We start from the raw sequence: 26,585 nt of genomic DNA on the forward strand, positions 1-26,585 counted from the left end.
GCCATGCAGGCCGACGTCATCGGCACCGGGTGTGCCTTTCCGCTGCGGGTCCAGCCCAACGGCCGACTCGCCATGATCAGTGGGACCGCCCTGGTGGAGCAGGCGATGTGCGTGATCCTGGCGACCTACCCGGGTGAGCGTCCGATGCGCCCGGAGTTCGGCTCCCGGCTGCGGGACTTCGTCTTCGAGCCGGTCACCGGGCAGACCCGGCGGGCGGTGGCGGTGGAGGTGCGCGCCGCGTTGGAACGCTGGGAGACCCGGGTCGAGATCGACGACGTCACCGTCACCGAGGACCCGGCCGGTGGTGACGGGCTGCTGCACATCGAGGTCCGTTACCGGGTACGCGACACCGACGAGCCCGGCACCCTCGGGCTCAACCTGCAGACCCTGCCCGGGGACCGGGAACTGACCGGGTCGGGGGTGCTCGGCTGATGGCACTGCCCGCCCCCGACCTCGACGACCGGGGCTTCGACGACCTGGTCGGTGACGCCCGCCGGTTGATCGCCGACCGCTGCCCGGAGTGGACGGACCTGCACCCCGCCGATCCGGGGATCACCCTGATCGAGACGTTCGCCTCCCTGACCGACCAGCTCATCTACCGGCTCAACCGGGTGCCCGACCGGCTCTACGTGAAGTTCCTGGAGCTGATCGGGGTACGTCTGGTGCCGCCCACGGCCGCCCGGACCACCCTGACGTTCTGGTTGTCCACGCCGGCCCGCGCCACCCAGCTCGTCCCGGCGGGGACCCGGGCGGTGACCGTCGCCGACGGCGGGGACCCGCTGGTCTTCGCCACCCTCGCCGACCTCGCCGTGCCGCCGTGCGTGCTGACCCAGCTGCGGGTCCGGACCGCCGACGGGGTGACCGACCAGACCGGCGCCCTGGAACTGGGTGGGCCGGTGGTGGCGTTCTCCCCGGTGCCGCAGCCCGGCGACGAACTGCTGATCGGGCTGGACCGGCCGGTGGGCGGCTGCGCGGTGCGGCTGGAGTTCGAGGGCCGGGTCGACGGTGTCGGGGTCAACCCGCTGCACCCGCCGCTGCGCTGGGAGGCGCGCGGTGCCGACGGTTGGCTCGACTGTGAGGTCGGGTTGGACGAGACCGGTGCGCTGAACCGGCCCGGCGCGATCCTGCTGCACGTGCCCGACGGGCACCAGGCCAGCCTGGTCGACGGGGTGCTGGCCGGCTGGCTGCGGGCCCGGGTGGTCACCCCGCAGGAGGGGCAGCCCGGCTACAGCGCCTCCCCGGTGGTCCTCGGGCTGGCCGCGAACACCGTCGGTGGCACCACCGAGGCGGTGCACGCCGACCTGGTGGACGACGAGGAACTCGGCGACTCCGAGGGGGTGCCCGGCCAGCGGTTCACGCTGACCCGCCGGCCGGTGCTGGCCGGCTTCGGCGACCCGGTGCTGGAGGTCAGTTCCGACGACGGCTGGCAGCGGTGGTCGCCGGTCGAGCACTTCGCCGGTAGCGGCCCCGGGGACCGGCACTTCCTGCTCGACGGGGTGGCCGGTGAGGTGGTGTTCGGCCCGGCCGTCCGGCAACCCGACGGCACGTTGCGCCGGTACGGCGCGGTGCCACCCCGGGGCGGTCGGCTGCGGCTGCGCCGGTACGCGGTCGGCGGCGGCAGCCGGGGCAACGTCGGCGTCGGCGCGATCACCGCGCTACGTGCCTCGATCCCGTACGTGGCGGGGGTGGAGAACCGGCACCCGGCCAGCGGCGGGGTGGACGGCGAGACCCTGGACGAGGCGCGTCGCCGGGGCCCGTTGACCCTGCGCAGCCGCAGTCGCGCGGTGACCGCCGAGGACCACGAGGTGCTGGCCCGGGAGGCCGCCCCGGAGTTGGCCCGGGTCCGCTGCGTGCCGAGCAACGGGGACGGGCCGCCGGTGGCGCGGCTGCTGGTGGTGCCGGCAGCCCCCGCCGAGGAGGGGCGGCTGCGGCTGGAGGACCTGATCCCGGCCGAGTCGAGCCTCGCCCGGGTGGCCGGCCGGTTGGACGAGACGCGGCTGATCGGCACCCGGGTGGTCGTCGAGCCACCCCGCTACCGGGGGGTGACCGTGGTGGCCCGGGTCGTCGCCCGGCCCCGGGTCGTCGTCGAGCGGGTCCGGGAGGAGGGCCTGGCCGCCCTGTACGGCTTCCTCAGCCCGCTGGCCGGCGGTGGCCCGGACGGTCGGGGCTGGCCGTTCGGGCGTCCGGTGCAGGCCGGTGAACTCTTCGCCGTGCTGCAGCGGGTACGCGGGGTGGAGCTGGTGGAGGACCTGCGGCTGTTCACCGCCAACCCGGTGACCGGTGAGCGGGGCACCGAGGCCGGCCGGATCGACCTGGAACCGGACAGCCTGGTCTTCTCCTTCGACCACCAGCTCCGGGTGGAGGAGCACTGATGCGCGGCCCGGTCGACGTGGCGATGCCGTACCCGATCGCCGGTTTCCTGCCCGCCCTGTTGCAGGAGGACGACCTGCTGGTGCGCTGGACCGAGGGGCTGGACCAGGTGCTCGCACCGGTGGTGTCCACGCTGGACTGTCTCGACGCGTACCTGGACCCGTGGTTGGCCCCGCCGGATTTCCTGCTCTGGCTCGGTGCCTGGGTGGGTGCCCACCTCGACGAGAACTGGCCGGTGGAGCGGCAACGCGCGATGGTGGCCGGCGCGGTCGCCGCGCACCGGCTGCGGGGGACGGTCGCCGGGTTGCAGATGGCCCTGGAGTTGGCCACCGGGGGTGAGGTGGAGGTCCTCGACTCGACCGGGGTGTCCTGGTCGACCCGGCCGGAGCCGTCGCCGGCCGCGCTGCCGCCGGCCCGGGTGCACGTACGGGTGTGGGTGGCCGAGCCCGGGAGGGTCGCCGGGCACGCCCTCGACGAGTTGTGCCGCGCGGTCGTACCGGCGCACGTGACGACGACCCTGGAGGTGCTCGACCGTGATCATCTGTCGTGAGTGCGGGAACCACAACGGTGACGCGGACACCTTCTGTGGTTCCTGCGGCAGCTTCCTGGAGTGGACCGGCGAGAAGACCGCGCCGAAGATCCCGGTCGAGACGGTACGGGAGGCCGAGCAGGAGTTCCGGCAGAAGCCCACGCTGTTGCAGCGCATCGCCGGGGTGATCGCTCCGGCCCCGGGTGGCTCCCCGGTCGACGAGGGTGTGGTGCGGGTCGGTGACGGGACGGGCCGGGGGTCGGCCGGTGGCCCGCCGGGTCTGCGTCCCGGCCCGCCCGGGGTGCGTCCGGGGCCGCCTGGTGCGGGTCCGCCCGGGGTGCGTCCCGGTCCGCCGGGGACGACACCGCCCGGGGTGCGTCCCGGGCCACCCGGCCTGAGTCCGCCCGGGGTGCGTCCCGGTCCGCCGGGGACGACACCGCCGGGGGGCCGCTCCGGTCCGCCCGGGTCGGGTCCGCCCGGGTCGGGTCCGCCCGGGTCGCGGCCGGGTCCGCCGGGGTCGGGTCCGCCGGGCGTGCGCTCCGCCCCGCCGGGAGCCGGCGCTCCCGGGGCGCGGCCCGTACCCGCGGGGTCACGCCCGCCGGGGGGCCTGCCGCCGGGTGGTGCCGGCGGGTCGGCCGCGCAGGTCGTGGCGGGCGACGGGCCGGCGGCGGTGACGGTGCCGCCGCGCCGGCTGCCACCGCCACCGCCGGGCGTGCCGGCGGCCCGGCTGCCGGACCGGGCGGCCCGCCCCGGTCCGCCGACGTCCGGCCCGGCGGGACTACCCGGTGGTCCGCCCGCCCCGCCGGCGGTCGACGGGTCGGCCGGCACCGGCGCGGCGTCCACCGACGCGTCGTCGGCGCAGGACGGCACCCCGGACACCACCGCGACGCAGGTCGCGGTGCCGCCGCGTCGGCTGCCGCCACCGCCACCCGGGGTGGCGGGTGCCCGCTTGCCGACCGCCCCGGCCCGCCGTGACCCGCGCGCCGCGCCGCACACCAGTGCCCTGGTCGCGGCCGAGGACCCGGCCGACCCCGCGCCGCCCGGGTCGACCACCACCGGCGGGCGGGTCGGCGCGCGGCGGGCGACCACCGCCGCGGCGACGACCGGACCCGGGGAGGTCAGTCCGCAGGCGGTACGCCCCCGGGCGGCGACCGTCGGCCACCAGCCGCCCACCCGACGCCTGCAACCCGGTGACCTGGTCTGCGGCGAGTGCGGTGAGGGCAACGTGCCGACCCGCCGGTTCTGTAGCCGGTGCGGGGACTCGCTGCGTACCGCCGAGGTGGCCCGCCGCCGCTGGTGGCAGCGCCTGCTGCCGCGACGGGGCCCCCGGGTCACCGCCGCCGGGGCCCGCCCCGGCACCCCCGGCGGTGGCGGGGCGGGTGGGGTCGGCGGCGTGCTGCACTCCATCTACCAGCGGTCGAACGCGGTCGCCGCGGTGCTGCTCTTCGCGATCGGGGTGGCCTACCTGATCTATCCGCCGCTGCGGGAACGGATCAACGGTGCGGTCTCCGGGCCGGTGACCGGGGCGCGGGACTGGGCCGACCGGAAGATCAACCCACGGTTCGTGGCCGTCCGGCCGGTCGAGGTGACCGGCGGCGCGTCGGTACGGGACCACGGGCCGGCGCTCAGCGTCGACCAGTACCGCAACACGCACTGGCAGGTGCGCTGGGACGCCGAGAAGCCGCCGACGGTCACCCTGCGCTTCGCGGCCGAGGTTGACCTCCAGCGGCTCATCGTGACCGCCGGCACGGCCGAGGACTACACCGCGTCGCACCGGCCGAAGACCCTGCACCTGGTCTATTCCACCAACCGGTCGGACACCCTGGCCATCGAGGACACCGGGGAACCGCAGACGCTGACCCTCGACGGGGCCGACGGGGTCACCAGCGTGCAGATCCAGGTCACCGACGTGCACCGGGCCGAGAAGGGCACCGACGTGACGGTCAGCGAATTCGAGTTCTTCGCCCGGGAGTGAGCGTGCCGGGCAGCGGGTGACGCCGGGGCGCGGCCCCGGGGAGCGGCACCTGACAACCACCACCACCGTCGGCCAACGGGCCCGACGGTCCCACGTCGGAGGTGTATCCGTGACAGAAGTCGCCATCGCCCTGAACACCACCGCGAACATGATCGGGTTCGCGCAGGGGCAGGCCAAGGGGCTGACAGACGGGGTGTTCCAGGTCAGCGGGTTCAGCAACGCCGGCTTCCCGACGGAAGTGCCGCTGAACCAGTTGATCTCACCGGCGCCGATCGCCAACGGCCAGCTCGTCATGGTCCGGGGCGGCCAGTCCCGGCAACACGTCTACTGGCTGCGTTACCTGCGCCGGGGCATCGGCGTCACGGACAAGAAGCGGGTCTGTGTGGAGCTGCTGGTGCGCTTCACGACCTTCGACTATGTGCCGAAGAACGGTGACGACGGCCCCACCGCGCAGGAACGGGCGGTCCTGCGCGACTACCCGTGCTGGGGGATCACCGACCTGAGCGTGTCGCTGATGCCGACCGGCCGGGGGCGCAACCCGTTCAACAAGTTCAACGAGTCCGGCAGCCTGACCTTCGACGCGGCCGTCGCCCACGACGGTATGCCCCACCTGCGGATCAACTACCGGGTGCAGCACCAGGCGAAGAACCTGCTCGGCGCACCCCTCGGGTTGAGCCACAACGACGCCGGCGCGTTCCTGGTGCACAGCAACGGCAGCTTCGAGATCAACCACGGTGAGGGGCGTACCGACAAGCACTTCCGGATCACCCCGCTCAGCGGCAGCGTGCACCAGCGCCCGACCCGGGTCGACCAGGTCGGCCAGGTGGGCACCACCACCGTGCTCAACGCCCAGCGCATCGAGCTGGGCGGGATCGACCACGGTGGCCGGATGCTCGACCCGCACGAGCACCGGGGCATGCAGGTGATCGGCTTCGAGCGGATGAACGGCCCGAACACCATCACCGTCCTCAACAACGGCCAGCAGCCGGTCGTCGCCTCGGCGGCGGAGGCCGACGGGCACGAGGCGGCGCTGCGACTGGAGTACGTCCGCGACGGTGCCGTGCTGGGCCGGAAGGTCCGCACCAAGATCAGGGCGTTGCTGCTGCTGCGTTTCACCCTGGTGCCCTACCTCACCGCACCGGACGACCAGGGCAACCGGCAGATCGTCTACGTGAACGGGGTGCGGTACACCGCTTTCCGCGACGTCTCCCTGCGGGTGCTGGAGGTGGGGCGCGGCGAGGCGGCGGTGGTCGGGGAGAAAGGCGAACGGTACGACGTCGACGCGGTCAAGAACCGGCACCACGAGGAGTCGACGCTGTTCTTCGGGCCGTACGTCGAGGAGGTCGAGGGGCAGGTCGGCGTGCAGCTCAGGATCGACTGGTCCGCCGAACACGCCGGTGCCGAGGGCCGCTCCCGCAGCCACCGCAACAAGGGTCAGTTCCGGCTCGGGGTCAACCAGTCGGGCAGCCCGGTGCTGCGCCTGCTGGACGCCGACAGCAACAAGTACTTCACCGTCACGGGCTGAGCGGGAGACGAGCGATGAACTATCCAGAGAACTTCGACACCACCGGCCCGGCCGGCCTGGACGACTCGTACGCCTATCTGAGCTGGGCGGTCGTCAGTGCGCACCGGATCATCGCCGAGCAGCCGGAGACCGGCTGGGAGCTGCTGCCGGACCTGCTCGGGCAGGGCTGGGGCGAGCCGGACTGGTACCAGCGCAACGGTTGGCTGGCCGACTTCTACGACACCGTCTACCACCAGGCCAGTTCCCTCGCGCCGGTGCAGGTCTTCGCCGTCGACGAGCTGGGTGAGCCGGCGGCGGAGATGGCCCGGATGATCGACTCGGTGACCCAGCACTGGGTGGCCGCCGCCCATCAGGCCGCCGAGCAGGACCAGCAGAGCTACGACGGGCAGGCTGACGACCAGCACCCGTACGACGGTCAGGCCCACGACGGGTCGGGCTATGACGGGCAGGCATACGACGGGTCGGGCTACGACGGCCAGGGCGAGGAACAGCCGGGCTACCACCAGCAGGGCTACGACGGGCCGGGCGACGAGCTGCCGGGTCCTGACGGGCCGGACTACGACGGGTCGGGCGGGTCGGCGTACCCCGTCGAGCAGCCGGAGCCGGACGCGTCGTCGCCGGAACCGCTGGCCGACCTCGACCCGGCTGCCGCCCGGGAGGTGCTCGACCGGGTGCTGGACGACGAGGTGGACGATCTCTCCGAGGCCGACCAGCGGGTCCTGGCCACGGTGCTGACCGACGAGAAGTTCCAGTACCTGGCCCGCGAGTACGACCTGGTGTGACCGCCGACGCCGGGCCGGCACCCCGCCTGCCGGCCCGGCGTCCGCCCCACCCCACGGACCCACCGGTCATCGCCACGACCCCGGACCCCCGACCGGGCGGACAGAGGGAAACCACGCCGTGACCACCATCGAGTACGAGCCCGAGGAACTCTCCGGCAACCGGTTCACCGTGACCGGTTTCCGCGACGCCGCCCTGCCGGTCGGGGAGTTCCTCGCCGACGAGTTGTGGCCGGACGAGCAGGACGGCGCGGTGTGGCTGGACCGGGGCACCCTGACCCGGCGGCACTGCTACTGGCTGCGGTACCGCTACCGGGGCCCGGGTCCGGGGCACCCGAAGCTGGTGGCGGTGGAGTTGGTGATCCGGTTCAACACCTTCCCCTACCAGGTCCGACCCGGCACAGACCGGTATTCACCCCGGTCGACGCTGCCGGTGCCGGGCCTGTGGGGGATCGAGGATCTCAGCATCTCGTTGCGGGACACCGGGGCCGGTGGCCGGAACCCGTTCAACAAGTTCAACGACGCCGGCCAGCTGGTCTTCGAGCCGGAGATCGGGTTCGTTCCCGCCGCCGGCACGGGCGTCGCGGTGCCGGCGATCCGGGTCGTGCACCGGGTGCGGCACGTGGCGAACCCGATCGTCGGGGACGGGTACGCCCCCGGGCACGAGGAGACCGGGGCGCTGACCGTGCACAGCGACGGCGGGATCACCCTGGAACCGGCGTCCGGGACGTCCGGGTGCTCGTCGTGGCGACTCGTCCCGGTCAGCGGGTCGGTGCACGACCGGCCGATCGTCGGGGCCGAGCCGCCACCCGGGCGCAGCCTCACCGTCTACCGGGCGACCGGCGTCACGGCCCCGCCGCCGGTCACCGCGATGCGGGTGTCGACCGGTCGGGCCCGCCGGGGCGCGGTCGAGGTGCAGGGATTCGAGCGGGTCGCCGGCCCCGACCAGATCGGGGTCTGGCACACCGGCCACCCCCGCTGGTACAGCGCGTCGATGGGCGGCGACATCCGCGACGACGGGATGATCGTGGAGTACGCCCGCGCCGGTGACCGGGGTGACGACCGCCGGGCCGGCCGGGTCCGGGCCCGCCTGGCGTTGCACCTGCGCACCTGCTGCTACCTGATCGAGCAGAACGAGTTCGCCGACGCCGTCGTCTTCCACCACGGCCGCCGGCACCCCGGGTTCGTCGACGTGTCGCTGCGTCCCCTGCCCGACGACGGCGACCCGGCCGGGGCCGCCGCCCGCACCGGGCCGGTCGGGTCGCGGCTGCGGTTCGTCCCCGAGTGGTACGAGGGCACCGACGACGACGTGCCGGGGTTGCTGGTCCGCTGGTCCGAGGAGGCGGTGGGCCCGGCCGCCGGCCCCGCCGTGCCGGTCGGTGGTGCGTTCCTGATCACCGTGGACGCCTCCGGCGGGCCGGTGGTCCGTTTCGCCGACGAGCAGACCTACCAGCATCTGACCGTGTTGAGCTGAGCGGAGACAAACTGTGCCTGGTCGGATACGGCTGACCGGATACCGGCCCGACGAGCCGGTGGGCGACGCCTTCACGGTGACCGGGTTCGGCGGGGCGGGCTTCCCGGAGCAGGCGACGTTGCGGGAGTTGATCTCCCCGGCGCAGCCCCACCTCGCCGGCACCGGCATGGTCCGTGGCGACCAGCAACGGCAGCACTCCTACTGGTTGCGTTACCTGCGCCGTCGATCCGGCCCGGCCGGCCCGAAGCGGGTCTGTGTGGACCTGCTGGTCCGGTTCACCACCTTCGACTACGTGGTGGCCGACGTCGGGGTGGGGGCGCTGGTGCTCCGACAGAGCGCGCTGTCGCACTTCCCCTGCTGGGGGATCACCGACCTGAGCGTGTCGCCCCATGCCGTCGGGGCCGGCCGTAACCCGTTCAACAAGTTCAACGAGGTCGGCTCGCTGGTCTTCACCGCCCGGCTGGAGGCCGCCCACGGCACGGTGCCGGCGATCCGGATCGGCTACCGGGTGCACCACGAGCAGACCACGGTCGGTGGGGTCCAGCTGACCCCGGAACACGACGAGGTGGGTTCGTTCCTGGTGCACAGCGACGGGCTCTTCGAGGTGGCCGACCAGTCGCTGGCCACCCGTACCCACTTCCTCGTCACCCCGGTCAACGCGGGGGTGCACGACCGGCCTGCGGTGCCGGTGCACGCCGCCCGCCGGCCCGGCGGTGGCCGCCCGGCGTGGCACGCGACCGGGCTCACCGCCGCGCCGGCCGAGCTGCCGCAGGCCCACCCCACGCCCTACGTCGACGACACCGTCACGGTGACTGGTTTCCACGGCCTGGACGGTCCACAGACCCTGGCGGTACGCGACGCCGCCGGTCAGGCACGGTCGGCGATGCTGGACACCGCAGCCGCGGACCCGGGTGCGGTGCTGCTGACCTACCACGGTGGGCCCGCCCTCCGGGGGACGGTCCGGCTGCTGCTGGGGCTCCGGTGCACCATGCACCGCTACCTGGTCGCCCCGGTCGGCGTCGACCGCAGCGTCACCCACCGGACCGACGGGGACGATGTCGGCATCGACGCCCACTACGGTGACGACCCGACGGCCAACCGGGAGTCGTGGCCGGTGCTGTGGCACCGGGGGCGTCGGCACGTCGGCTTCCGGCAGGTCACGCTGCTGGTGGCCGGGGTCGACGGCGGACCCGGCCGGGGCGGCCCCGACGCCGTACGCAACAGCACCGGATCCCCGGTACGGCTGGCCCTCACCCCCCGGTGGGAGCCGGGGGGTGACGACCGGGGGCGGAGCTGCGGATCAGGTGGCACGCGTCGCACCAGGACGACGCCCCGGTCGAGGGCCTGCTGGTGCTCCGGACCGACGACGGCGGCCGGCCGACCCTGACCCCGCTGGACGACGAGAGCCGCCGCCACTTCACCGTCACGGGCTGACCGGCAGGTCCTCGTCGACCACCGGACGGACCCGCCGGGACAGCTCGGTGATCTCCCGCCGGTACGCCGACTGCTGGGCGGCGTCGACGCCACCGGCCGGGCCGAGCGCGACCAGCAACCGCAGCGCCCGGACCTGACCGAGCAGGTGCCCGGTCTCCCGGTGGGTGGCCAGCGCCTCCTCGGCGGTCCGCGCCGAGGTCACCGGGTCGGTGTTCCGCATCGCCTCGGCGGCGGCCACCAGGGCGTGCCCCTCCCAGACCCGGTAGCCGGCGGCGCGGGCCACCGTCCGGGCCTGCCGGGCCAACGCGACCGCCTCCGTCGGGTCGGTGTCGCCGAAGACCTCGGCCAGCCCGATGAGCGCCTCGACCTCCTCACCCCGGGCACCACCGGCCCGGGCGAGTTCGAGTGCCCGCCGGTGTTCGACGGCCGCCGCCGGGTCACCGTTGCGCTGGTGGATCGCGCCGCGCACGTTGCGGGCGGCAGCCTGCTGGGCGGTGTCGCCGATCAGGTCGGCGAGGGCCAGCGCCTCGTCGGCCAGCTTCGTCGCCGGGCCCAGGTCGCCGGTCTGCACACGCAGCGCCGCCAACCGGCGCAGGCTCTCCGTCTCGGTGGGCCGGTAGCCCGTCCGCCGGCTGAGATCCAGCGCCTCCCGCAGGTGGTCGAGAGCCTCGCCGTGCTGGCCGAGGGCGTGCTGGACCTCGCCCAGGTTGCTCAGGCTGATCCCGGCGCTCATCCACATCCCGGTGCTGCGGGTCAGCGCCAGGGACTGCCGGAAGACCTCGGCCGCCTCGCGGAGCCGCCCCATGTCCCGGTAGATCACCCCGAGGTTGCCGAGGCTGGTGCTGAGCCGTTCGGGGCCGCCCAGGCGTTCGTGGATGCTCACCGCCAGCCGGGTCAACTCGGCCCCCTCGGCCAGCCGGCCGGCCCGCAGGTGCAGCAGCCCACAGGTGCCGTACGCCGCCGCCAGCCCCTCGGGCCAGGCCGCCCGGTGGGCCGCGTCGATCATCGCGGTGGCGTGGGACAGACCCACCGCGTACTCGCCACGGCGCAGATGCAGGCTGGCCAGCCCGAGCCGGCTCGCGGCCTCACCGGCATGGTCGCCGACCTGCTGTGCGGCGTGCAGTGCGCTGGTCGCGGCGACCAGGCCGTCGCTGTGCGGGCGGAACTGGTAGTAGCCGCGCAGCGCGTCCGGGATCCGCCAGGCGGCCGGGTCGGCCCCGTTCTCGGCGGCGTGCGCGATCACCCGCATCAGGTTGGTGTGCTCCTCCTCCAGCCAGGCCATCGCCCCGGCTGAGCTGGGAAACGGGGACCCATCGGGGTGCGGTTCGGCCCCGTCGGGCGGCAACCGCACCAGGTGGGGATAGATCGTGGCGGCGGCGGCGTCGGTGCGCTGCCGGTACCAGCCGTAGAGACGTCGGACGGCGGACCGCAGTTGCGCGGCGGGGTCCTCGGCGGTGGCCCGCTCCAGGGCGTAGAGCCGCAGCAGGTCGTGGAAGGCGTACCGGCCGGGGGTGACCTGCTGGACGAGGTGCGCGGCGGCGAGCCGGTCCAGCTCGTGTGCGGCGGTCGGCTCACCGATCCCGGCCAGGGCGGCGGCGGCGGTCACCGTGACGTCCGTCCCCGGCGCGGTGCCCAGCAGCCGGAACAGCCGGCGGGCCGGGGCGGGCAGCGCGGCGTACGACAGGTCGAACGCCGCCCGGACGGCCGCCTGGTCGTCTCCCTCGACACGGAGGCCGGCGAGTTGGTTACCGGCGGTCAGCCGGGCGGTGTGCGCGCTGATCGACTGTTGGGGCTGGTCGATCAGGTTGGCGGCGGCGATCCGCAGGGCCAGCGGCAGCCGGGCGCAGACCGTCGCCAGTTCGGCGATCTCACCTGAGCGGGCCACCCGGTCGGGCGGGATGATCCGGGTGAGCAGGGTGCCGGCCTCGTCCACGGTGAGCACGTCGAGGTCGAGCCGGCGTGCTCCGTCCACGGCGACGAGCCCGCTGAGCCGGTCCCGGCTGGTGACCAGCGCCAGGCAGCCGGCGGCCCCCGGCAGGAGCGGGCGGACCTGGTCGGCGCTGGCGGCGTTGTCCAGCAGCACCAGCATCCGGCGACCGTCCAGCATGGTGCGGAACAGCGCGGCGGCCTGCCCGGGGTCGACCGGCACCTGGTCGGCCGGCACCCCGAGCGCGTGCAGGAACCCGGCGAGGGCCTCCGACTCGCGGACCGGGCTGGCCGTCGAGTAGCCACGCAGGTTGACGTAGAGCTGCCCGTCGGGGAAGTGCCGGCGGACCCGGTGCGCCCAGTGCACCGCCAGGGCGGTCTTGCCGACCCCGGCCATCCCGGTGATGGTGGAGATGACCACCGGCCCCCGGGCCGCCGTCGCCCCGACCAGCAGCGCGTCGAGGGCGGCCAGTTGGGTGCTGCGCCCGGTGAAGTACGCGACGTCGGGCGGCAGCTGCGCCGGTGACCGGTGGCGCGACGGTGGGGTCGGCTGCGCCACCTCGGGCCGGCGCGGTGCCACCTCGGTCAGGCGGGGTGCCGACGCGGTGCCGGTCACCGGCCCGCCCGGGTGGGTGACCATCCGGGGCAGGTCCTGGCGCAGGATGCGCAGCTGTGCCTCCCGCAGTTCCGGGCCGGGCTCCACGCCGAGCTGTTCGGCGAGGCGGTCGCGCAGGTCGCGGTGCAGGGCCAACGCGCGGGCCTGCTGGCCGCAGGCGGCCAGGGCGAGCATCAGCCGGGCGTGCACCTGCTCGTGCAGCGGTTCGTGGCTGGCCACCGCGTGCAGTTCCCGGACCGCCCGGTCGGGCAGGCCCAGGTCGACGGCGAGCGTGGCGTAGGTGACGGCGGTGGCGATGCGACGTCGGTTCAGGGCGGCGGCGGTCGGGTGCTGGGTCAGGCTCGGCGCCGCATCGGCCAGCACCGGCCCCCGCCACAGCGCCAGTGCCCCGGCCAGCCGGTCCAGGCTCGGCAGGTCGCCCGCGACGCTGCCCTCGGCGCGTTCGATCGCGGCGGCGAACCGGCTCAGGTCGAGCTGGGCGGGGTCGACCCTCAACCGGTAGCCGCCGCCGACGTGGGTGATGGTGGCGGCGGGGCCGCCGGGCTGGTCCAGCACCCGACGCAACCGGGCGACGTAGGTGTGGACGAGGTTGAGGCAGCTGTCCGGCGGGTCGTGACCCCAGAGCACGTCGACGATCTCGTGGCGGGACACGATCGCGTCCGGGTGCAGGGCGAGCAGGCCGAGCAGCATCCGTTGGCGGTTGGAGCCGAGCGTGACCGGTTCGACGCCGACCTGGATGCGCAGCGGCCCCAGCACGTCGATGCGCAGGGTCGGTACCGGCGTGGCGACGGGTGGCGCCGGGCCGGGTGGCTTCAGCTGCGGCGGACCGACGGCGGCGGCGATCCGCCGCAGCGACTCGGCCCGGGGGTTGCGGACCCGGCCCTGCTCGATGTCGCGCACCGCCCGGACGCTGATTCCCGCCCGTTCGGCCAGCTGCTCCTGGGTCAGTCCGGCACCCAGTCGTCGTCGTCGGATCTCACCACCGCTGTCGGCCATCAACGGGCCTCCCTGTCATGGCTGCGCGCCTGTCCCACCAGCGCTGCCAGCACATGATTCTGCCGGTTGACCGGTCGGATGACCATGATCTTCGCCACTGAATCACCGGGCTACCCGCAGGTCAAACCTGCCGATGGGGCAGGGCCGCCCGCCCTTCGGGGCAACGGTTCTGCCGGTTCTGCCGGTGGCCCCATCGCTCACTTATGGACGCACGGGCATTTGAGCAGCTCAAAACGTTGTCACCCGGCAAGGATGTCTATCTGCCGGCGTCCAGCCGGCCTCCAGTGCGCGACCGACCGCCGTCTCTACCGTGGACGACGGGCACCGCCACCACCCGCTGGCCGGTGTCCATCTCGGCGAAGCGACTCCCACCCGGTCACGGAACCGCTCGGCACCGGCCTCCGGACCACCGATCTGCCCCTGCTGAGCGTCAGCCTGGCAGCCGACGCCCGCCTCAGCCCGGAAGCTAAGGAACCGCCATGAACGGACGTGCCCAGACCTACATCCGTACCCCCGACCCGATCTCCACGGCCGGGATCACCGCGGCGCTGCGCGGCCGGGCCGAGATCGAGGTCGTACCCGCGCAGATGATCACCGCCGAGACCGTCGGTGTGGTCGCCGCCGACACCCTCGACCGGGACACGCTCGACGTGCTCAGGGCCGTGCGCCGGTTGGGCTGCCGGCGCTTCGTGCTGGTCGCCGCCGTCGAGTCGGACTCGGCGCTGATCCCCGCCGTGGAGCTGGGGGTACGCGCCCTCGCCTCACGCACCGAGGCGACCGGCCACCGGCTGGCCCAACTCGTGGTCAGCACCGCCTCCGGCGGGGCGGCGATGCCCCCGGAGGTGCTCGGTCTGCTGGTCAAGCAGGTGACCCGGCTCCAGCAGACGGTGCTCGCCCCGCGCGGCATCGACGTCAACGGGCTCTCGGTGCGGGAGAGCGAGATCCTGCGGCTGGTGGCGGACGGGATGGACACCCGGGAGGTGGCGACCCGGCTGAGCTACTCGGAGCGGACCGTCAAGAACGTGCTGCACGACATCACCAGCCGGTTCCAGCTGCGCAACCGCACCCACGCGGTAGCCTACGCGGTCCGGGAGGGGCTGATCTGACCGCCGAGGAGGACCCGACGTGCCGCACGCACGCACCGACGAACGTCAGGTGACCCGGGACGACCTGGGCGCCTGGCTGATCAAGGGCAATGCGGACCTGGTCGACCTCGCCGGCCGGTTCGCCCGGGACCCCCGGGTGACGGGCTGGTGCGTACGCCCCGGCTACCGGGCCCGGCTGATGCGGGCCGGTCAGCCCGTGGTGTTCTGGGCCAGCGGCAGCCGGGGACGGTTGCCGTACGGCGTCTGGGGGATCGGCCGGCTCACCGGCGAGCCGGTGCCCGGCGGGGAGGCCCGCGCGCCCTGGACGGTGCCCCTGGACCTGACCGTCCTGCCCGAGCCACGACGGCTGCACCGGGACCGGTTGCGCGCCGACCCCCGACTGGCCGGGCTGGAGGTGTTCCGCCAGCCACAGGCGGCCAACCCGTCGTACCTGACCCGGGCGCAGTTCACCGCCCTCGCCGACCACCTGCCCGAGGCGGCCGACGTGGTGTCCGGCGCTACCAGCGCACCGGCAACGTGGTGACGACCCCACCCACCTCCCGCTCCGCGATGGGGAACGGCCCGTCGGCGGCGAGGCGCAGGCCGGGCAACCGGGCCCGCAGCCGCTCCAGCCCCACCGCCAGGATCGCCCGGCCGAGCCGTCGACCCGGGCAGTAGTGGCGGCCCCCGCCGAACCCGACGAACTTCGGGCCGCTGCGGTGCGGCAGGAGCGCCTCCGGCTGCTGGTAGACCTCCGGGTCGTGCAGTGCCGAGATCCAGGCGAGGAGCACGGCCGTGCCCCGGGGCACGGTGCCGGAGGGCAGCACGAGGTCGGTGGTCGCGGTCCGCAGCGCGGCCACGTTGCCGGCGTACACCAGGCGGAGCAGCTCGTCGGCCATCGCCGTGGGGTCGGTGCCGTGCCGGACGAAGGCCCGCCAGTCCGCCGCGTCGTCCCCCAGGAGCCGTAGCATCGCCCGGCCGAGCACGGTCGCCGGGGCCTCGACCCCCGCCGACAGCATCAGCCTGGTCAGGCTGACCAGCTCGTCCGTCGGGAGCCGGGTGGCGGTGTCCGGTGGGTCGACCAGGTCGGCCAGCAGCGCGGCGTCCGACCCGCCCGTGACGACCCCACGCACGTATGCGCCGAACTCGGCGACGAGCCGGGCCCGTTCCTGCGGCGTGCCGGGATGCGAGTGGGTGTACGCCCCCGACCAGCGGCGGATCCTGTCGCAGTCCTCGGTCGGAATGCCGAGCAGCCGCGTGATCGTCAGCAGCGGGAGCCGGTCGGTGTACCCGGCGACGAGGTCACCGTCGCGGCGGCCGTCGGCGGTCATCGCGTCCACGAGGGAGTCGGCCACCTGCCGGACCACCGGCAGGTGGGCGGCGACCCGCGCGTGGTCCATCGCCCGGGTGGCGACCCGGTGCACCGCCGTGTGGGACCGCTCGGACTGGTTGATGAGCAGGTCCGGGTCGTAGAGGAAGTTGGGTTCGCCGCTGCGCCGGGGAGCGTCGGCGAGCAGGTGGTTGCGGGACAGCGCGGGGCTGCTGACGGCGGCGGCGACGTCGGCGTGCCGGACGAGCAGGATCGCGCTGTCGCCGCTGGGCAGCCGGACGCGGCCGAACGGGCACTGCCCGCGTCGGCGGGCGAAGTCGGCGGCGGGAGCGAGCCCCGACGCGGGCGGCAGCGGGAATGCGGGGAGGTCGTCGTCCATCAGCGCTCCTTCGATCGGCGGACGTGGGTGTGGGCACCCCCCGACGCGGGCACCGGCCCCGCCGGGGGTCCGGTGGCGCTGACGCCGCCGGTACGCAGGGGCGCCGGTCCGCCGCCGGGGTCACCGCCCGACCAGTCGGGCCAGGTGGGTGAGGCCGGATCTGGTCGCCGCCGCCGGCAGGCCGAAGTCGATCAGGCAGGCGACCTCGTCCACGCCCGCCTCGGCGAGCCGGCGCAGGGTACGGGCGCAGGTCGGCACCGAGCCGAAGAGCCCCCGTTCGGCCAGGAACCGGTCGAGCACCCGGCCGATGAGGAAGTCCGCCTCGTCGTCGGTGACCGTGGAGTCGTGGAAAGGGGAGCCGGGCAGCATCCCCGCCACGAGGTCGAGCGAGGACCGCAGGTAGCGGGTCATCGGCTCCCGGGCCAGGGCGGACACGCCCTGGTCGTCCGGCCCGACCAGGGTGTGCAGCATGAGGGTGACCCGGCCCTGCCCGGGGTGCAGCTGCCGGTACCGCTCGATCTTGGTGTGCAGCTCGTCGAGGCTCTGGGTGAGCAGGTGGGTGAGGACGCCGACGCCGAGCCGCCCGGCGAGTTCGAAGGTGGCCAGGTCACCGGCGCTGGTGATCCAGACCGGCAGGTCGGCCTGCACCGGCTTGGGGAAGACCTCGACGTCGACGCGACCGCCGACGCCGTCGGGACGTGGCGTGGTGCCGCCCCGCCACAGGGAACGCACCTCGTCGATCAGCTCCGGCAACGCCGACCTGCGGTGCGGGTACCGGTCGGGGGCGAGGACGAAGTCGACGGCGTGCCAACCGGAGGCGAACGCGACCCCGGCCCGGCCGTGGGAGATCCGGTCCACGACCGCCCACTCCTCGGCCACCCGCAACGGGTCGTGCAGGGGGAGCACGACGCTGCCGGCGCGGACACCGACCCGCCGGGTGACCGCCGCGACGGCGGCACCGGTCACCGCCGGGTTCGGGTAGGGGCCGCCGAATTCGTGGAAGTGCCGCTCCGGCGTCCAGACCGCCGCGAAGCCGTGGTCGTCGGCGAACCGTGCGCCGTCGAGCAGCAGGTCGTGGGCGTCGTCGGCGCTGGCGGAGAAGAAGAACAGGCTCAGGTCCACGGGGGCGGCTCCTCCTGCGGCCGGACCAGGGTCGCCTGCGGCGCGGTGAGGCTGCGGTCCAGCACCACCAGGACCCGGTCGATCAGGGCGTCGGCCCGTCGGCGTGCCCCGGCCGACGCCGGGAACTGGAACGTGACGTGGGTCTGCTCGCCGTCGGCGATCATGACGTGCAGGGCGTTGCGGGCGACCCCGTTGAACGCCGACCAGTCCACCGTGGTGGCGACGCCGGCGAAGACCGGGCCGGGGGCGATCCGCCGGTAGCTGACCGAGACGGCGGCGGTGGCCAGGAACGGCCGTGTCCCGGGCCGGCACATCGCCAACGGGACCGTCCGGTGGGCGTACAGCTCCCGCAGGCCGGCGCGGACGGTCGTCAGCGCCGCCGCGTACGAGCCGGTCGGTGGCGTGGGGAGGGTGAGCGGAAGCTCGTTGACGTACATGCCGATCCGGTCCGCGTCGGCCGGCGTACGCACCGACAGCTCGATCGCGATCGAGGTGGGCCCGTCGTCGGGGGCGAGGCAGTTGGCGAGCACCGTGAGCAGCAGCTCGAACCGGGTCGCGTCCAGTGCGACGGCCGCCTCGGCCAGCCTCGTACGGGTCCGGGGGGTCAGCGCGCGGACGACCGTGTCGCCGGGGCGTACCCCGCCGTCGCGGGGCAGCTCGACCGGGCGTGGCGGGTTCCGCCACCAGTATTCGGTGGCCGCGACGACCAGGTGCTCCGGCGGCATCGTGTACCCGGGTCCGGCCGGCTGCGCCGCCACCGCCGGTGCGTCGGGGCCGTAGCGGTCGGCCAGGTCCCGCAGCAGGATGTCCTTGGACCGGCCGTCGACGATCAGGTGGTGGGCGGCCAGGACGAGCACCCCACCTCCGTTCCCGAGGGGGAACCACCAGACCCGGGCCAGCGGCCCGGCCGACAGGTCGAACCGGGTGCGGCAGGCCCGCTCGACCCGCTCGCGGACGGTCCCGTCGGCGGCGGGTTCGACCGCGAGCGTCAGCGGGTGCTCGCCGACCGCCAGCCAGGGCAGGCCGTCGAGGTTGTGGCAGCCGGCGGTCAGCAGCGGGTGCCGCGCGGCCAGCGCCGTGCAGGCCCGCGCCAGCCGGCCCACGTCGACCGGGCCGCGCAGGTGGGCGGTGACCGCGACCGTGTACGCCGACCCGAGCGCGACCAGCTGCTCGTTGAACCAGATGCCCCGTTGCAGCGGCGAGGTCGGCACGAACTGCGTCACGGTGACCCGGACATCCGGTCGGCGATCCAGGCGGCCTGCGCGGCCAGGCCCGGCCGGGCGTACAGCGCCGACACCGGCGTGGCGACCGCGAACTGGTCGGAGACGAGACGGGCCAGCCGCAACGCCGACATCGAGTTGCCGCCCAGGGCGAGGAAGTCGTCATCGCGGCCCACGGCGGCCACGCCCAGCACGGTCGCCCAGATGTCGGCCAGTCGTCGTTCGACCACGGTCACCGGGGCGGCGGCGGGCGTCGATCCGGCCGGCGGGAAGAGGTCCCGCAGCGACCGGGTGACCACCTTGCCGCCGTCGTTGCGCGGCAACGCGTCCACACAGACGATCCGCTGCGGGATCTCCGCGCCGGACAGCCGGCCAGCGAGGAAGGCCCGCAGGTCCGCCGGTACGGCACCGGTACGGGTCACCAGCACGGCGGCGGGCCGTTCGCCCAACACCGGATCGGCGAGGGCGAGCACCGCGCAGTCCCGGACGTCGGGGTGCCCGTGCAGCGCCTGTTCGACCGCGAACGGCGAGACCTTCGTGCCGCCGGAGTGGATGGTCGACGCGGCGCGGCCGGTGAGGTGCAGGTAGCCCTCGTCGTCGAGCCGGCCGCGGTCACCGGTGCGGGTCCAACCGTCGCGGAACGTCGCGGCGTCACCACCGTCGAGGTAGCGGCGCGGTGGGGCGTCGGAGCCGATCCAGACCTGACCCACCTCGCCCGCAGCGACCTCCCGGCCGGCGTCGTCGGTGATCCGCACGGTGCCCCGACCGACCGCGTCCGGGCGTCGACTGTCGAACACCATCGTCGTGCGGGCCGGCGCCGCCTCGGTCGAGCTGTAGGTGTTGACGATGGTGGCGTACGGCAGGACGTCGCCGAGGGCCCGCGCGACGGCGGCGGGCAGCACGTCGCCTGTCGTTCCCACGAGCACCAGCGACGACAGGTCACGACGGTCGGGTTCGCCGGAGTCCAGCAGCTCCCGGGCCATCGACGGGACGAGGAAGAGGGTGCCGACCCGGAACTCCTCGACGGCGGCGCAGACCTCGGCGGCGTCGAACCGGGGCACGACGAGCGCGGCGGGTTCGGCGGCCAGGCCGGTGAGGAGCATGGTCTGGGCGGCGTTCGTCCCGAGGGGGAAGGCGTGCAGGAAATAGCGGGAGTGCGCGAGTTGTCGCCGGCCGGGTGCGGTGTCGTGCCCGTGGGTGAGGTTGCCGTGGGTGGCGACGACCGCCCTGGCCGACCCTTCGGTCCCCGAGGTGAAGATGATCTGGGCTGCGCCGCCCGGGGTCGCCCGGTCGGGCACGGCGTCGGTTGCGGTCCCGGCCGGCCCGCGCTGCCAGCCGCCCAGCTCCGGGGGGACGGCGCAGCCTTCCCGGATGATCCCGACCGCCCCGGCGACGCTGACCCGCTCGACGAGCTGTCCCGGCGGGAGCCGGGCCGACAGCGGCACCGCCACCCCACCGGCCCGCAGCACGCCACAGAACGCGGTGGCGTACCCGAACCACTCCCGCTCGTCGAAGAGCAACGCCACCCGCTGGCCGACCCGTAGCCCGTCGTCGACGAGCGCGGCGGCGAGCGCGTCCGCCGACCGGTCCCACTGCGCGAACGTCAGCGTCGCGCCGTCGGGGTGGCACAGGGCGGCGGCGTCCGGTGTGTCCGCCGCCCGCTGCCGCAGCAGGCCGGGCACGGTTGGTCCGCCGGTCATCGGGGGTCCGGTGCCCGGTCGGCGGCGACCGCCGCGATCCGCCCGATCGTGCCGGCCCGCACGATCTCCTCCAGGGTGAGCCGGATGCCCAGCCGTCGCTCGATCCGGAACGCGACCTGGGTGGTCAGCAGCGAATGCCAGCCCACGTCGGTCAGGTCGTCGTCCAGGCCGACCCCGTCGACGCCGACCAGTTCCTCGACGATCGCGGCGATGGCGCGTTCGGTCGGGGTGTGCGGTGGTCGGGACCCGGCCGGTACCGCCAACCGTCGCCGGTCGACCTTCCCGGCGGCGGTGAGCGGCAGGGCGTCCACCACCACGACCAGGTCCGGCACCAGGTGGGCGGGGACGGCGCGGGCCAGGGCCGCCCGCAGCGCCGTACCGGAGGGTCGGTAGCCCGGCGTCGGTACGACGTGTGCCACGAGCGAGACCGGGCCGGCGTCCGCCGCGACAGCGGAGACGGCCGCCGAGCGGGCCCCGGGCAGCCGCAGCAGCGCGGCCTCGACGCCGGCCGGCTCGACCCGGAAGCCACGGACCTTCACCTGCGCGTCCAGCCGACCGAGCAGGTGGACGAGGCCGTCGGGGTCCCGGCGGCCCCGGTCCCCGGTGCGGTAGGACGGGTCGCCGTCGACCTGCCCGAACCGGGCGGCGGTGAGCTCGGGGGCGTTGAGGTAGCCGCGGGCGACGCCACGGCCGACGATGACGATCTCGCCCGGCTGCCCGTCGGCGACGACCCGGCCGTCGGGGTCGACGACGAGGACGTCGTATCCGGCTATCGGCCGGCCGATCGGGATGCGCTCGCCGTCGGTGTCCGCCCGGCTGACCCGGTGCAGGGTGCTGGCCACGGTGGCCTCGGTGGGGCCGTAACCGTTGACCAGTTCGCACCGGTCGATCCAGCGCCGCGCCGTGGCCGGTGCCAACGGACTGCCCACACTGAGCAGGGTCCGTAGCCGGGGGAGGTCGTCGTCCGGCAGGGAGTCGAGCACGGCGGCGGGCAGGACCGCGTGGGTGACGGCCCGCTCCGCGAGCAGCCGCGCCAGCGGCGCACCGACCAGTGCATCCCGGTCGACGACCTCCAGCCGGCAGGCGGCACCGAGGCCGAGGAGGAGTTCGAAGATCCAGCCGTCCGCCACCGGGCTGGCATGGAGCAGGACGCGGGCGTCGTCGCCGAGGTCACCGAACCAGCGCTGCTGCGCGGCCATGAGGTTGGCGACCGCGTCGTGGCCGATCATGACCAGCTTCGGCATGCCGGTCGTGCCGGCGGTGGGGATGACGTACGCCAGCCCGGTCGGGTCGCCGGCAGCGGACCGGCCTCCCGGTCGCGGTGGCCCGGCGGCCGGCCGCGTCGGGTCCACCTGGCGCATGCCGGGGGCCCGGTGCAGCACGGACGTCGACACGAGCACCGTGGCGTCCGCCGCCGTCGCGACCGACTGGTTCCAGGCCGGCGGGCTGGCCGGATCGAGGGGTAGCAGGACGCCCCCGCTGCGCCAGGTGGCGAGGGCCGCGGTGACGAGGGGAACGCCGCGTTCCAGGACGACCGCCACCACGGTCGCCGGCCCGACGCCGGCCCCGAACAGCGTGTCGGCGAGCACGTCCGCCCGCTGGTCCAGATCGGCGTACGTGACCTCCCCGGTCCGGTCGGCCAGGGCCACCCGGTGTGGGAACCGGCGGGCGAGTGTGGACACCCGGTCGCTCACCGGGACGACGTCCCTGTCGCGCAACGGCGACCCCCTCGTCGACTCACCCAACCATGGACAATGATCTATCCGTGAGGCTGTCACGACGGTGCGGGCCGGTCAAGGTGCACGCGCCGTCCCCCTCTTCGACGACGCCGCCTACGCCGACCTGGTCGGCGGCTCGACCGTCAGCTGGTGCTCCGGCGACCCGAACGACCACCGGCGTGCCTGCGCCGGGTTCCCCATGATCACTGCGAGCCCTGACCGGCCCTTGACCTCACGTCCGGTTCAGGTTGTCGGATGGGGACATGCGCGCTGTTCGCCTCCACCGGTTCGGTCCCGCCACCAATCTCGTCCTCGACGACCTGCCCGACCTCGCACCGGCCCCCGGGCAGGTGCGCATCGCGGTGGCGGCCAGCGGGGTCCACCTGCTCGACACCGCGCTGCGCCGGGGCGAGGCGGGCGGCCCGCTCCCGCTGCCGGCGTTGCCGACCGTGCCGGGTCGCGAGGTCGCCGGCACGGTCGACCTGGTCGGGGCCGGGGTGGACGAGGCGTGGCGGGGGCGGCGGGTCGTCGCCCACCTGGGCATGGTCCCCGGCGGGTACGCCGAGCAGGCGGTCACCGCGGTCGAGTCGCTGCACGTCGTACCGGAGGGGACGGGGTTCGCCGACGCGGTGGCCCTGGTCGGGACGGGCCGGACCGCCCTCGGTGTCTTCGAGTTGGAGCCGCCGACGGCGGACGACGTGGTGCTGGTGCTGTCGGCGGCCGGTGGGATGGGCTGGCTGCTGGTGCAGGCGGCCCGGACGGTCGGCGCGACGGTGGTCGCCGCGGCCCGGGGTGCCCGACGCACCGCCCGGCTCGGTGAGCTGGGCGCGGACGTCGTGGTGGTCGACTACGACCGGCCGGACTGGACGGACCTGGTCCGGGCACGGACCGGTGGGCCGACCCTGGTGTACGACGGGGTGGGCGGGGCACTGGGCCGGGCCGCCCTGGAGTCGACGGCGTCGGGCGGCCGGTTCGTGATGTTCGGGTGGTCGGCGGGGGAACCGACCCGGATCGGCACGGCGGACCTGGTGGAGCGCAGCCTGACCGCCGGCTGGCTCGGGCAACGGCTGCGCAGCCGGCCGGGCGGGATCGCGGGGCTCGCGGCCCGGTCGGTGGAGCTGGGTGGTCGTGGCTGGTGGCGTCCGCTGGTGTCGACGTACCCGTTGGCGGAGGCGGCCGTCGCGCACGCCGACCTGGAGGGGCGGCGGGCGTTGGGCAAGGTGGTGCTGACCGTCGGCGGGTGATCCGGGGCGCGGTCCCCGCCACCCGTGGCCGGGACGCCGCCGGTTTCCACGGCTGCCCGCCGGCCCGGCGGGCCACCGGCAGCGCTCGGGGTTCCCGGCGGACCTCCGCCGGGAACCCCGACCCGACGCGCGGCCGGCGGCACCAGCCGCCGGCCGTCGGCAGCTCCCGCCCGTCGGCTCCGCCCACGGTCGACTGCCGTCCCGGGCGGTGACGGTCAGCCGGGGAGCTGGTCGACCCGGGTGAGAACCTGGTCGATCAGGCCGTACTCCCGGGCCTGCTCGGCGGTGAACCACCGGTCCCGGTCCCAGTCGGCCTGGATCTCGTCGAGGGTGCGCCCGCTGTGCTCGGCGATCAGCTCCTGCATGGTCCGCTTCACGTGCAGCATGTTCTCCGCCTGGATGGTGATGTCGGCGGCGGTGCCACCCATCCCCCCGGACGGCTGGTGCATCATGACCCGCGCGTGCGGCAGGGCGAACCGCTTACCTGCCGCCCCGGCGCAGAGCAGGAACTGCCCCATCGAGCCGGCCAACCCCAACGCCAGGGTCGCCACGTCGTTGCGGACGTACCGCATGGTGTCGTAGACGGCCATGCCGGCGCTGACCGAACCACCCGGTGAGTTGATGTAGAGATAGATGTCCCGCTTGCTGTCCTCGGCGGCGAGCAGCAGGATCTGCGCACAGATCTGGTTGGCCGAGGCGTCGGTGACCTCGGTGCCCAGGAAGATGATCCGTTCCCGCAGCAGCCGCTCGAAGACCTGGTCGCCGAAGGCCGGCTGCCCGCCGTCCAGCATGCGCACGTCGTACCCGATCATGGTGACCACCCTCCGCGTTGCCGGCGGGCGACCTCGCTCCGCCCGGGGACCGGCGGGTCCAGCCTGCGCCGTCGGGCGGCCACCGCCCCAGCCTTTCTGCCCCCGGCAGATCCGCCCTCGGCAGAACCCGGCCGGCCTACCCGACCAGCAGCCGCCGCCGGCCCGTGCCGACCCGCCGCCGTCCCGGCACCCTGGCGGTACGCGCAGCGGGGCGGGCGGTCGACACGACGGCGACCACCCGGACGGACACGCCGACGGTCGTCGTCCCGAACCCGAATCCGCCGGCGGTCGTCGTCGCGGGCCCGAAACCGCCGACGGCCGTCATCCCGGTCCCGCCCATGGCCGTCACCCCGGTCCCGGCCCCGCCGACGGTTGCCGGCCCGGCCCCGCCGACGGTCGTCCCCCAGGGCCCGGCCCTGCCCACGGTCGTCATTCCGGGTCCGGTTCGGCCCTGGCGGGCGGTCGGCACCCGGTCCAGTCGGGCGAGGCTCCCGCCCGGCGGCACGGGGACCCGACGCTCGACCCGCCGCAGCTCGTCGCGGGCCTCTTCGAGCAGGTCGGACAGGTTGATGCCGAGTGCCCGGCAGATCGCCGCCAGCACCTCGGAGGAGGCTTCCTTGCGCCCGCGCTCGACCTCGGACAGGTAGGGCAGGGACACCCCGGCGGCGGCGGCCACCTCGCGCAACGTGCGGCCCTGGCGCAGCCGTACCCGGCGCAGCACCCCGCCGATCACCCGACGCAGCAGCGACATGCGGGCCTCCTCGTGGCCGGTGTCCCGGAACCCTCCCATCATGCCCCGTCGGCGGCCCCGGTGGGTCACGGCAAGCCGACCACACCGGCGGGCGCGGGAGCCTGCGGCACCGACCCTCCCGCACCGGCCGGCCCGGCTGCCGCCGACTAATTCCGGCGGGTACGAGGTGACGGGGTGCTCACCGTTGGTGCAGGTCGACGTCCCGGCGGGTCGACCTGCCTGGTAACCGCTATGTTGTGCTCGTGCAGGCGACCCAGGGGGAGCAGGACCGACCGTGATCCATTTCCCGGCGCAGCGGCGCGGTCCGCTCAGCGCGTTGAGTCTCCGCCTGGCCGCCGCCCTCGGTCTGGTCCTGCTCACCGTCGCGGTGGTCTATCTCGACCGCGACGGCTACCGCGACGTGGACGAGAACGGGCTGACCCTGCTCGACTGCTTCTACTACACGGTGGTCACCCTCTCCACCACCGGGTACGGCGACATCACCCCGTTCGAGCAGTCGGCCCGGCTGGTGAACGTCCTGTTCATCACCCCGGCCCGGGTGATCTTCCTGATCATCCTGGTCGGCACCACCCTGGAAGTCCTGACCGAGCAGTACCGGACCGGCCGTCGGCTGGGTCGGTGGAGGAGAACCGTGAAGGACCACGTCATCATCTGCGGCTACGGCACCAAGGGCCGCAGTGCGGTCTCCGCCCTGCTGGAGAACGGGCTGGACAAGTCCCGGATCGTGGTGGTGGAACGCAACGGCACCGCCCTGCGGCAGGCCACCTCGGCCGGGCTGGTCGCCATCGAGGGCTCCGCCACCCGCTCCTCGGTGCTGGAGGAGGCGCACGTCCGCAACGCCAAGGCCGTCATCATCGCCACCGACAGCGACGACGCCTCGGTGCTGGTGGCGCTGACCACCCGGCAGCTCACCGCCGGTCAGGTACGCATCATCGCGGCGGTCCGGGAGGCCGAGAACGCCCCGCTGCTGCGGCAGAGCGGGGCGCACCACGTGATCGTGTCCTCGGCGACCGCCGGTCGACTGCTCGGTCTCTCCACCTCCGCGCCGCCGCTGATCGACGTGGTGGAGGATCTGCTCACCCCGGGGCAGGGGATGGCCCTGGCGATGCGTTCCGCCGAGCGGCACGAGGTGGGCAAGTCCCCCCGTGAGCTGGAGTCCCTGGTCATCGCCCTGGTACGCCGGGGCAAGGTGGTCACCCTGGCGGACCGGGCCGGCGCGGTGATCGAGACCGGCGACATGCTCGTGCACGTCCGCGACGACCGACCCACCGCCACCACCACCAGCTCCTGACCCCGGCCGGCCGCGCCTGACGCTGGCTGGCCCGCCCCGCATCCCGGCTGGTCCGCGCCGGACGTGGGCTGGCCCGCCCCGCATCCCGGCTGGTCCGCGCCGGACGCGGCTGGTCTTCCGAACCGACGAGTGGCCGGCCCCCTGCGCGGGGAACGGCCACTTCGACGTGTCGACGGGCGATTAGCTGATCGTCCAGGTGTCGCCGGTGTGGAGGAGGTTGGTGAGTTGTTGTTCGGGGGTGTCGGTGGTGGTGTTTTTGGCGGTGGTGATTTGGTGTTGGACGAGGGTGTCGTAGGAGGGGCGGTTGAT

General features: G+C 74.5%; 20 protein-coding genes. 12 read left to right on the forward strand and 8 right to left on the reverse strand.

Annotated features, from left to right (window positions below):
• The first annotated feature begins 3 nt into the window (after nucleotides 1-3).
• From JQN83_RS04850 to JQN83_RS04885, 8 genes are all read left to right on the forward strand, one after another.
• On the forward strand, nucleotides 4-432 hold the full coding sequence (locus JQN83_RS04850) for a GPW/gp25 family protein (RefSeq protein WP_208565750.1): 429 nt from the start codon (nucleotides 4-6) through the stop codon (nucleotides 430-432).
• A complete protein-coding gene (locus JQN83_RS04855; protein ID WP_208565751.1) occupies nucleotides 432-2,372 on the forward strand; it encodes a putative baseplate assembly protein in 1,941 nt (646 codons plus the stop codon). Before JQN83_RS04850 ends, JQN83_RS04855 begins: the two co-directional genes overlap by 1 nt.
• Nucleotides 2,372-2,920: a phage tail protein gene (locus JQN83_RS04860; protein ID WP_208565752.1), complete on the forward strand. Its 549-nt coding sequence runs from the start codon at nucleotides 2,372-2,374 to the stop codon at nucleotides 2,918-2,920. The genes JQN83_RS04855 and JQN83_RS04860 overlap by 1 nt, the downstream gene beginning before the upstream one ends.
• A gap of 625 nt (nucleotides 2,921-3,545) precedes the next feature.
• Complete coding sequence (locus JQN83_RS04865; protein WP_208565753.1) at nucleotides 3,546-4,874, forward strand: NADase-type glycan-binding domain-containing protein; 1,329 nt, start codon at nucleotides 3,546-3,548, stop codon at nucleotides 4,872-4,874.
• Between the two features lie 109 nt (nucleotides 4,875-4,983).
• Nucleotides 4,984-6,399, forward strand: a complete 1,416-nt coding sequence (locus JQN83_RS04870; RefSeq protein WP_208565754.1) for a hypothetical protein — start codon at nucleotides 4,984-4,986, stop codon at nucleotides 6,397-6,399.
• Nucleotides 6,400-6,413: 14 nt separating this feature from the next.
• Entirely contained in the window at nucleotides 6,414-7,181 is a 768-nt protein-coding gene (locus JQN83_RS04875; protein WP_208565755.1) for a hypothetical protein, read from the forward strand.
• Nucleotides 7,182-7,299: 118 nt separating this feature from the next.
• On the forward strand, nucleotides 7,300-8,652 hold the full coding sequence (locus JQN83_RS04880) for a hypothetical protein (RefSeq protein ID WP_208565756.1): 1,353 nt from the start codon (nucleotides 7,300-7,302) through the stop codon (nucleotides 8,650-8,652).
• A gap of 13 nt (nucleotides 8,653-8,665) precedes the next feature.
• Nucleotides 8,666-10,039, forward strand: a complete 1,374-nt coding sequence (locus JQN83_RS04885) for a hypothetical protein (protein WP_208565757.1) — start codon at nucleotides 8,666-8,668, stop codon at nucleotides 10,037-10,039.
• Nucleotides 10,040-10,075: 36 nt separating this feature from the next.
• On the opposite strand, the gene JQN83_RS04890 is transcribed toward JQN83_RS04885, so the two are convergent.
• Nucleotides 10,076-13,624, reverse strand: a complete 3,549-nt coding sequence (locus JQN83_RS04890) for a BTAD domain-containing putative transcriptional regulator (protein ID WP_208565758.1) — start codon at nucleotides 13,622-13,624, stop codon at nucleotides 10,076-10,078.
• Between the two features lie 479 nt (nucleotides 13,625-14,103).
• Here JQN83_RS04890 and JQN83_RS04895 point away from each other — a divergent pair, with 479 nt between their 5' ends.
• On the forward strand, nucleotides 14,104-14,730 hold the full coding sequence (locus tag JQN83_RS04895) for a helix-turn-helix transcriptional regulator (RefSeq protein WP_208565759.1): 627 nt from the start codon (nucleotides 14,104-14,106) through the stop codon (nucleotides 14,728-14,730).
• A gap of 19 nt (nucleotides 14,731-14,749) precedes the next feature.
• Nucleotides 14,750-15,253, forward strand: coding sequence for an EVE domain-containing protein (locus tag JQN83_RS04900; protein WP_307799005.1), 504 nt, complete (start codon nucleotides 14,750-14,752; stop codon nucleotides 15,251-15,253).
• On the opposite strand, the gene JQN83_RS04905 is transcribed toward JQN83_RS04900, so the two are convergent.
• From JQN83_RS04905 to JQN83_RS04925, 5 genes are all read right to left on the reverse strand, one after another.
• The gene (locus JQN83_RS04905; RefSeq protein WP_208565760.1) at nucleotides 15,228-16,418 is read right to left on the reverse strand and encodes a cytochrome P450; all 1,191 of its coding nucleotides are present in this window, start codon (nucleotides 16,416-16,418) and stop codon (nucleotides 15,228-15,230) included. The genes JQN83_RS04900 and JQN83_RS04905 overlap by 26 nt on opposite strands.
• A 120-nt stretch (nucleotides 16,419-16,538) precedes the next feature.
• Nucleotides 16,539-17,540 (reverse strand): MupA/Atu3671 family FMN-dependent luciferase-like monooxygenase, encoded by a 1,002-nt coding sequence (locus JQN83_RS04910; RefSeq protein ID WP_208565761.1) that lies wholly within the window; start codon nucleotides 17,538-17,540, stop codon nucleotides 16,539-16,541.
• Nucleotides 17,531-18,763, reverse strand: coding sequence for a condensation domain-containing protein (locus tag JQN83_RS04915; RefSeq protein WP_208565762.1), 1,233 nt, complete (start codon nucleotides 18,761-18,763; stop codon nucleotides 17,531-17,533). Before JQN83_RS04915 ends, JQN83_RS04910 begins: the two co-directional genes overlap by 10 nt.
• Nucleotides 18,760-20,460: an AMP-binding protein gene (locus JQN83_RS04920; protein WP_208565763.1), complete on the reverse strand. Its 1,701-nt coding sequence runs from the start codon at nucleotides 20,458-20,460 to the stop codon at nucleotides 18,760-18,762. The genes JQN83_RS04915 and JQN83_RS04920 overlap by 4 nt, the downstream gene beginning before the upstream one ends.
• Nucleotides 20,457-22,154: a non-ribosomal peptide synthetase gene (locus JQN83_RS04925; protein ID WP_208565764.1), complete on the reverse strand. Its 1,698-nt coding sequence runs from the start codon at nucleotides 22,152-22,154 to the stop codon at nucleotides 20,457-20,459. The genes JQN83_RS04920 and JQN83_RS04925 overlap by 4 nt, the downstream gene beginning before the upstream one ends.
• Before the next feature lie 287 nt (nucleotides 22,155-22,441).
• Here JQN83_RS04925 and JQN83_RS04930 point away from each other — a divergent pair, with 287 nt between their 5' ends.
• Nucleotides 22,442-23,422 (forward strand): zinc-binding dehydrogenase, encoded by a 981-nt coding sequence (locus JQN83_RS04930; protein WP_208565765.1) that lies wholly within the window; start codon nucleotides 22,442-22,444, stop codon nucleotides 23,420-23,422.
• Between the two features lie 215 nt (nucleotides 23,423-23,637).
• Here JQN83_RS04930 and JQN83_RS04935 read toward each other — a convergent pair whose 3' ends face one another.
• Both JQN83_RS04935 and JQN83_RS04940 read right to left on the reverse strand, forming a co-directional pair.
• Nucleotides 23,638-24,234, reverse strand: a complete 597-nt coding sequence (locus JQN83_RS04935) for an ATP-dependent Clp protease proteolytic subunit (RefSeq protein ID WP_208565766.1) — start codon at nucleotides 24,232-24,234, stop codon at nucleotides 23,638-23,640.
• Between the two features lie 136 nt (nucleotides 24,235-24,370).
• Entirely contained in the window at nucleotides 24,371-24,985 is a 615-nt protein-coding gene (locus JQN83_RS04940) for a helix-turn-helix domain-containing protein (RefSeq protein ID WP_208565767.1), read from the reverse strand.
• A 274-nt stretch (nucleotides 24,986-25,259) separates the two neighbouring features.
• On the opposite strand from JQN83_RS04940, the gene JQN83_RS04945 reads away from it, so the two are divergent.
• Entirely contained in the window at nucleotides 25,260-26,276 is a 1,017-nt protein-coding gene (locus tag JQN83_RS04945; protein WP_208565768.1) for a potassium channel family protein, read from the forward strand.
• Nucleotides 26,277-26,585 lie beyond the last annotated feature (309 nt).

This window comes from Micromonospora antibiotica, from assembly GCF_017599305.1.
In the GTDB taxonomy this organism is placed as follows: Bacteria; Actinomycetota; Actinomycetes; order Mycobacteriales; family Micromonosporaceae; genus Micromonospora; species Micromonospora antibiotica.

Excerpts from the sequence above, each read along its gene's own strand:
- JQN83_RS04850 (WP_208565750.1), top strand. The coding sequence starts at position 4 with ATGCAGGCCGACGTCATCGGCACCGGGTGTGCCTTTCCGCTGCGGGTC.
- JQN83_RS04855 (WP_208565751.1), top strand. The coding sequence starts at position 432 with ATGGCACTGCCCGCCCCCGACCTCGACGACCGGGGCTTCGACGACCTG.
- JQN83_RS04860 (WP_208565752.1), top strand. The coding sequence starts at position 2,372 with ATGCGCGGCCCGGTCGACGTGGCGATGCCGTACCCGATCGCCGGTTTC.
- JQN83_RS04875 (WP_208565755.1), top strand. The coding sequence starts at position 6,414 with ATGAACTATCCAGAGAACTTCGACACCACCGGCCCGGCCGGCCTGGAC.
- JQN83_RS04890 (WP_208565758.1), bottom strand. The coding sequence starts at position 13,624 with ATGGCCGACAGCGGTGGTGAGATCCGACGACGACGACTGGGTGCCGGA.
- JQN83_RS04895 (WP_208565759.1), top strand. The coding sequence starts at position 14,104 with ATGAACGGACGTGCCCAGACCTACATCCGTACCCCCGACCCGATCTCC.
- JQN83_RS04905 (WP_208565760.1), bottom strand. The coding sequence starts at position 16,418 with ATGGACGACGACCTCCCCGCATTCCCGCTGCCGCCCGCGTCGGGGCTC.
- JQN83_RS04920 (WP_208565763.1), bottom strand. The coding sequence starts at position 20,460 with ATGACCGGCGGACCAACCGTGCCCGGCCTGCTGCGGCAGCGGGCGGCG.
- JQN83_RS04930 (WP_208565765.1), top strand. The coding sequence starts at position 22,442 with ATGCGCGCTGTTCGCCTCCACCGGTTCGGTCCCGCCACCAATCTCGTC.
- JQN83_RS04935 (WP_208565766.1), bottom strand. The coding sequence starts at position 24,234 with ATGATCGGGTACGACGTGCGCATGCTGGACGGCGGGCAGCCGGCCTTC.
- JQN83_RS04940 (WP_208565767.1), bottom strand. The coding sequence starts at position 24,985 with ATGTCGCTGCTGCGTCGGGTGATCGGCGGGGTGCTGCGCCGGGTACGG.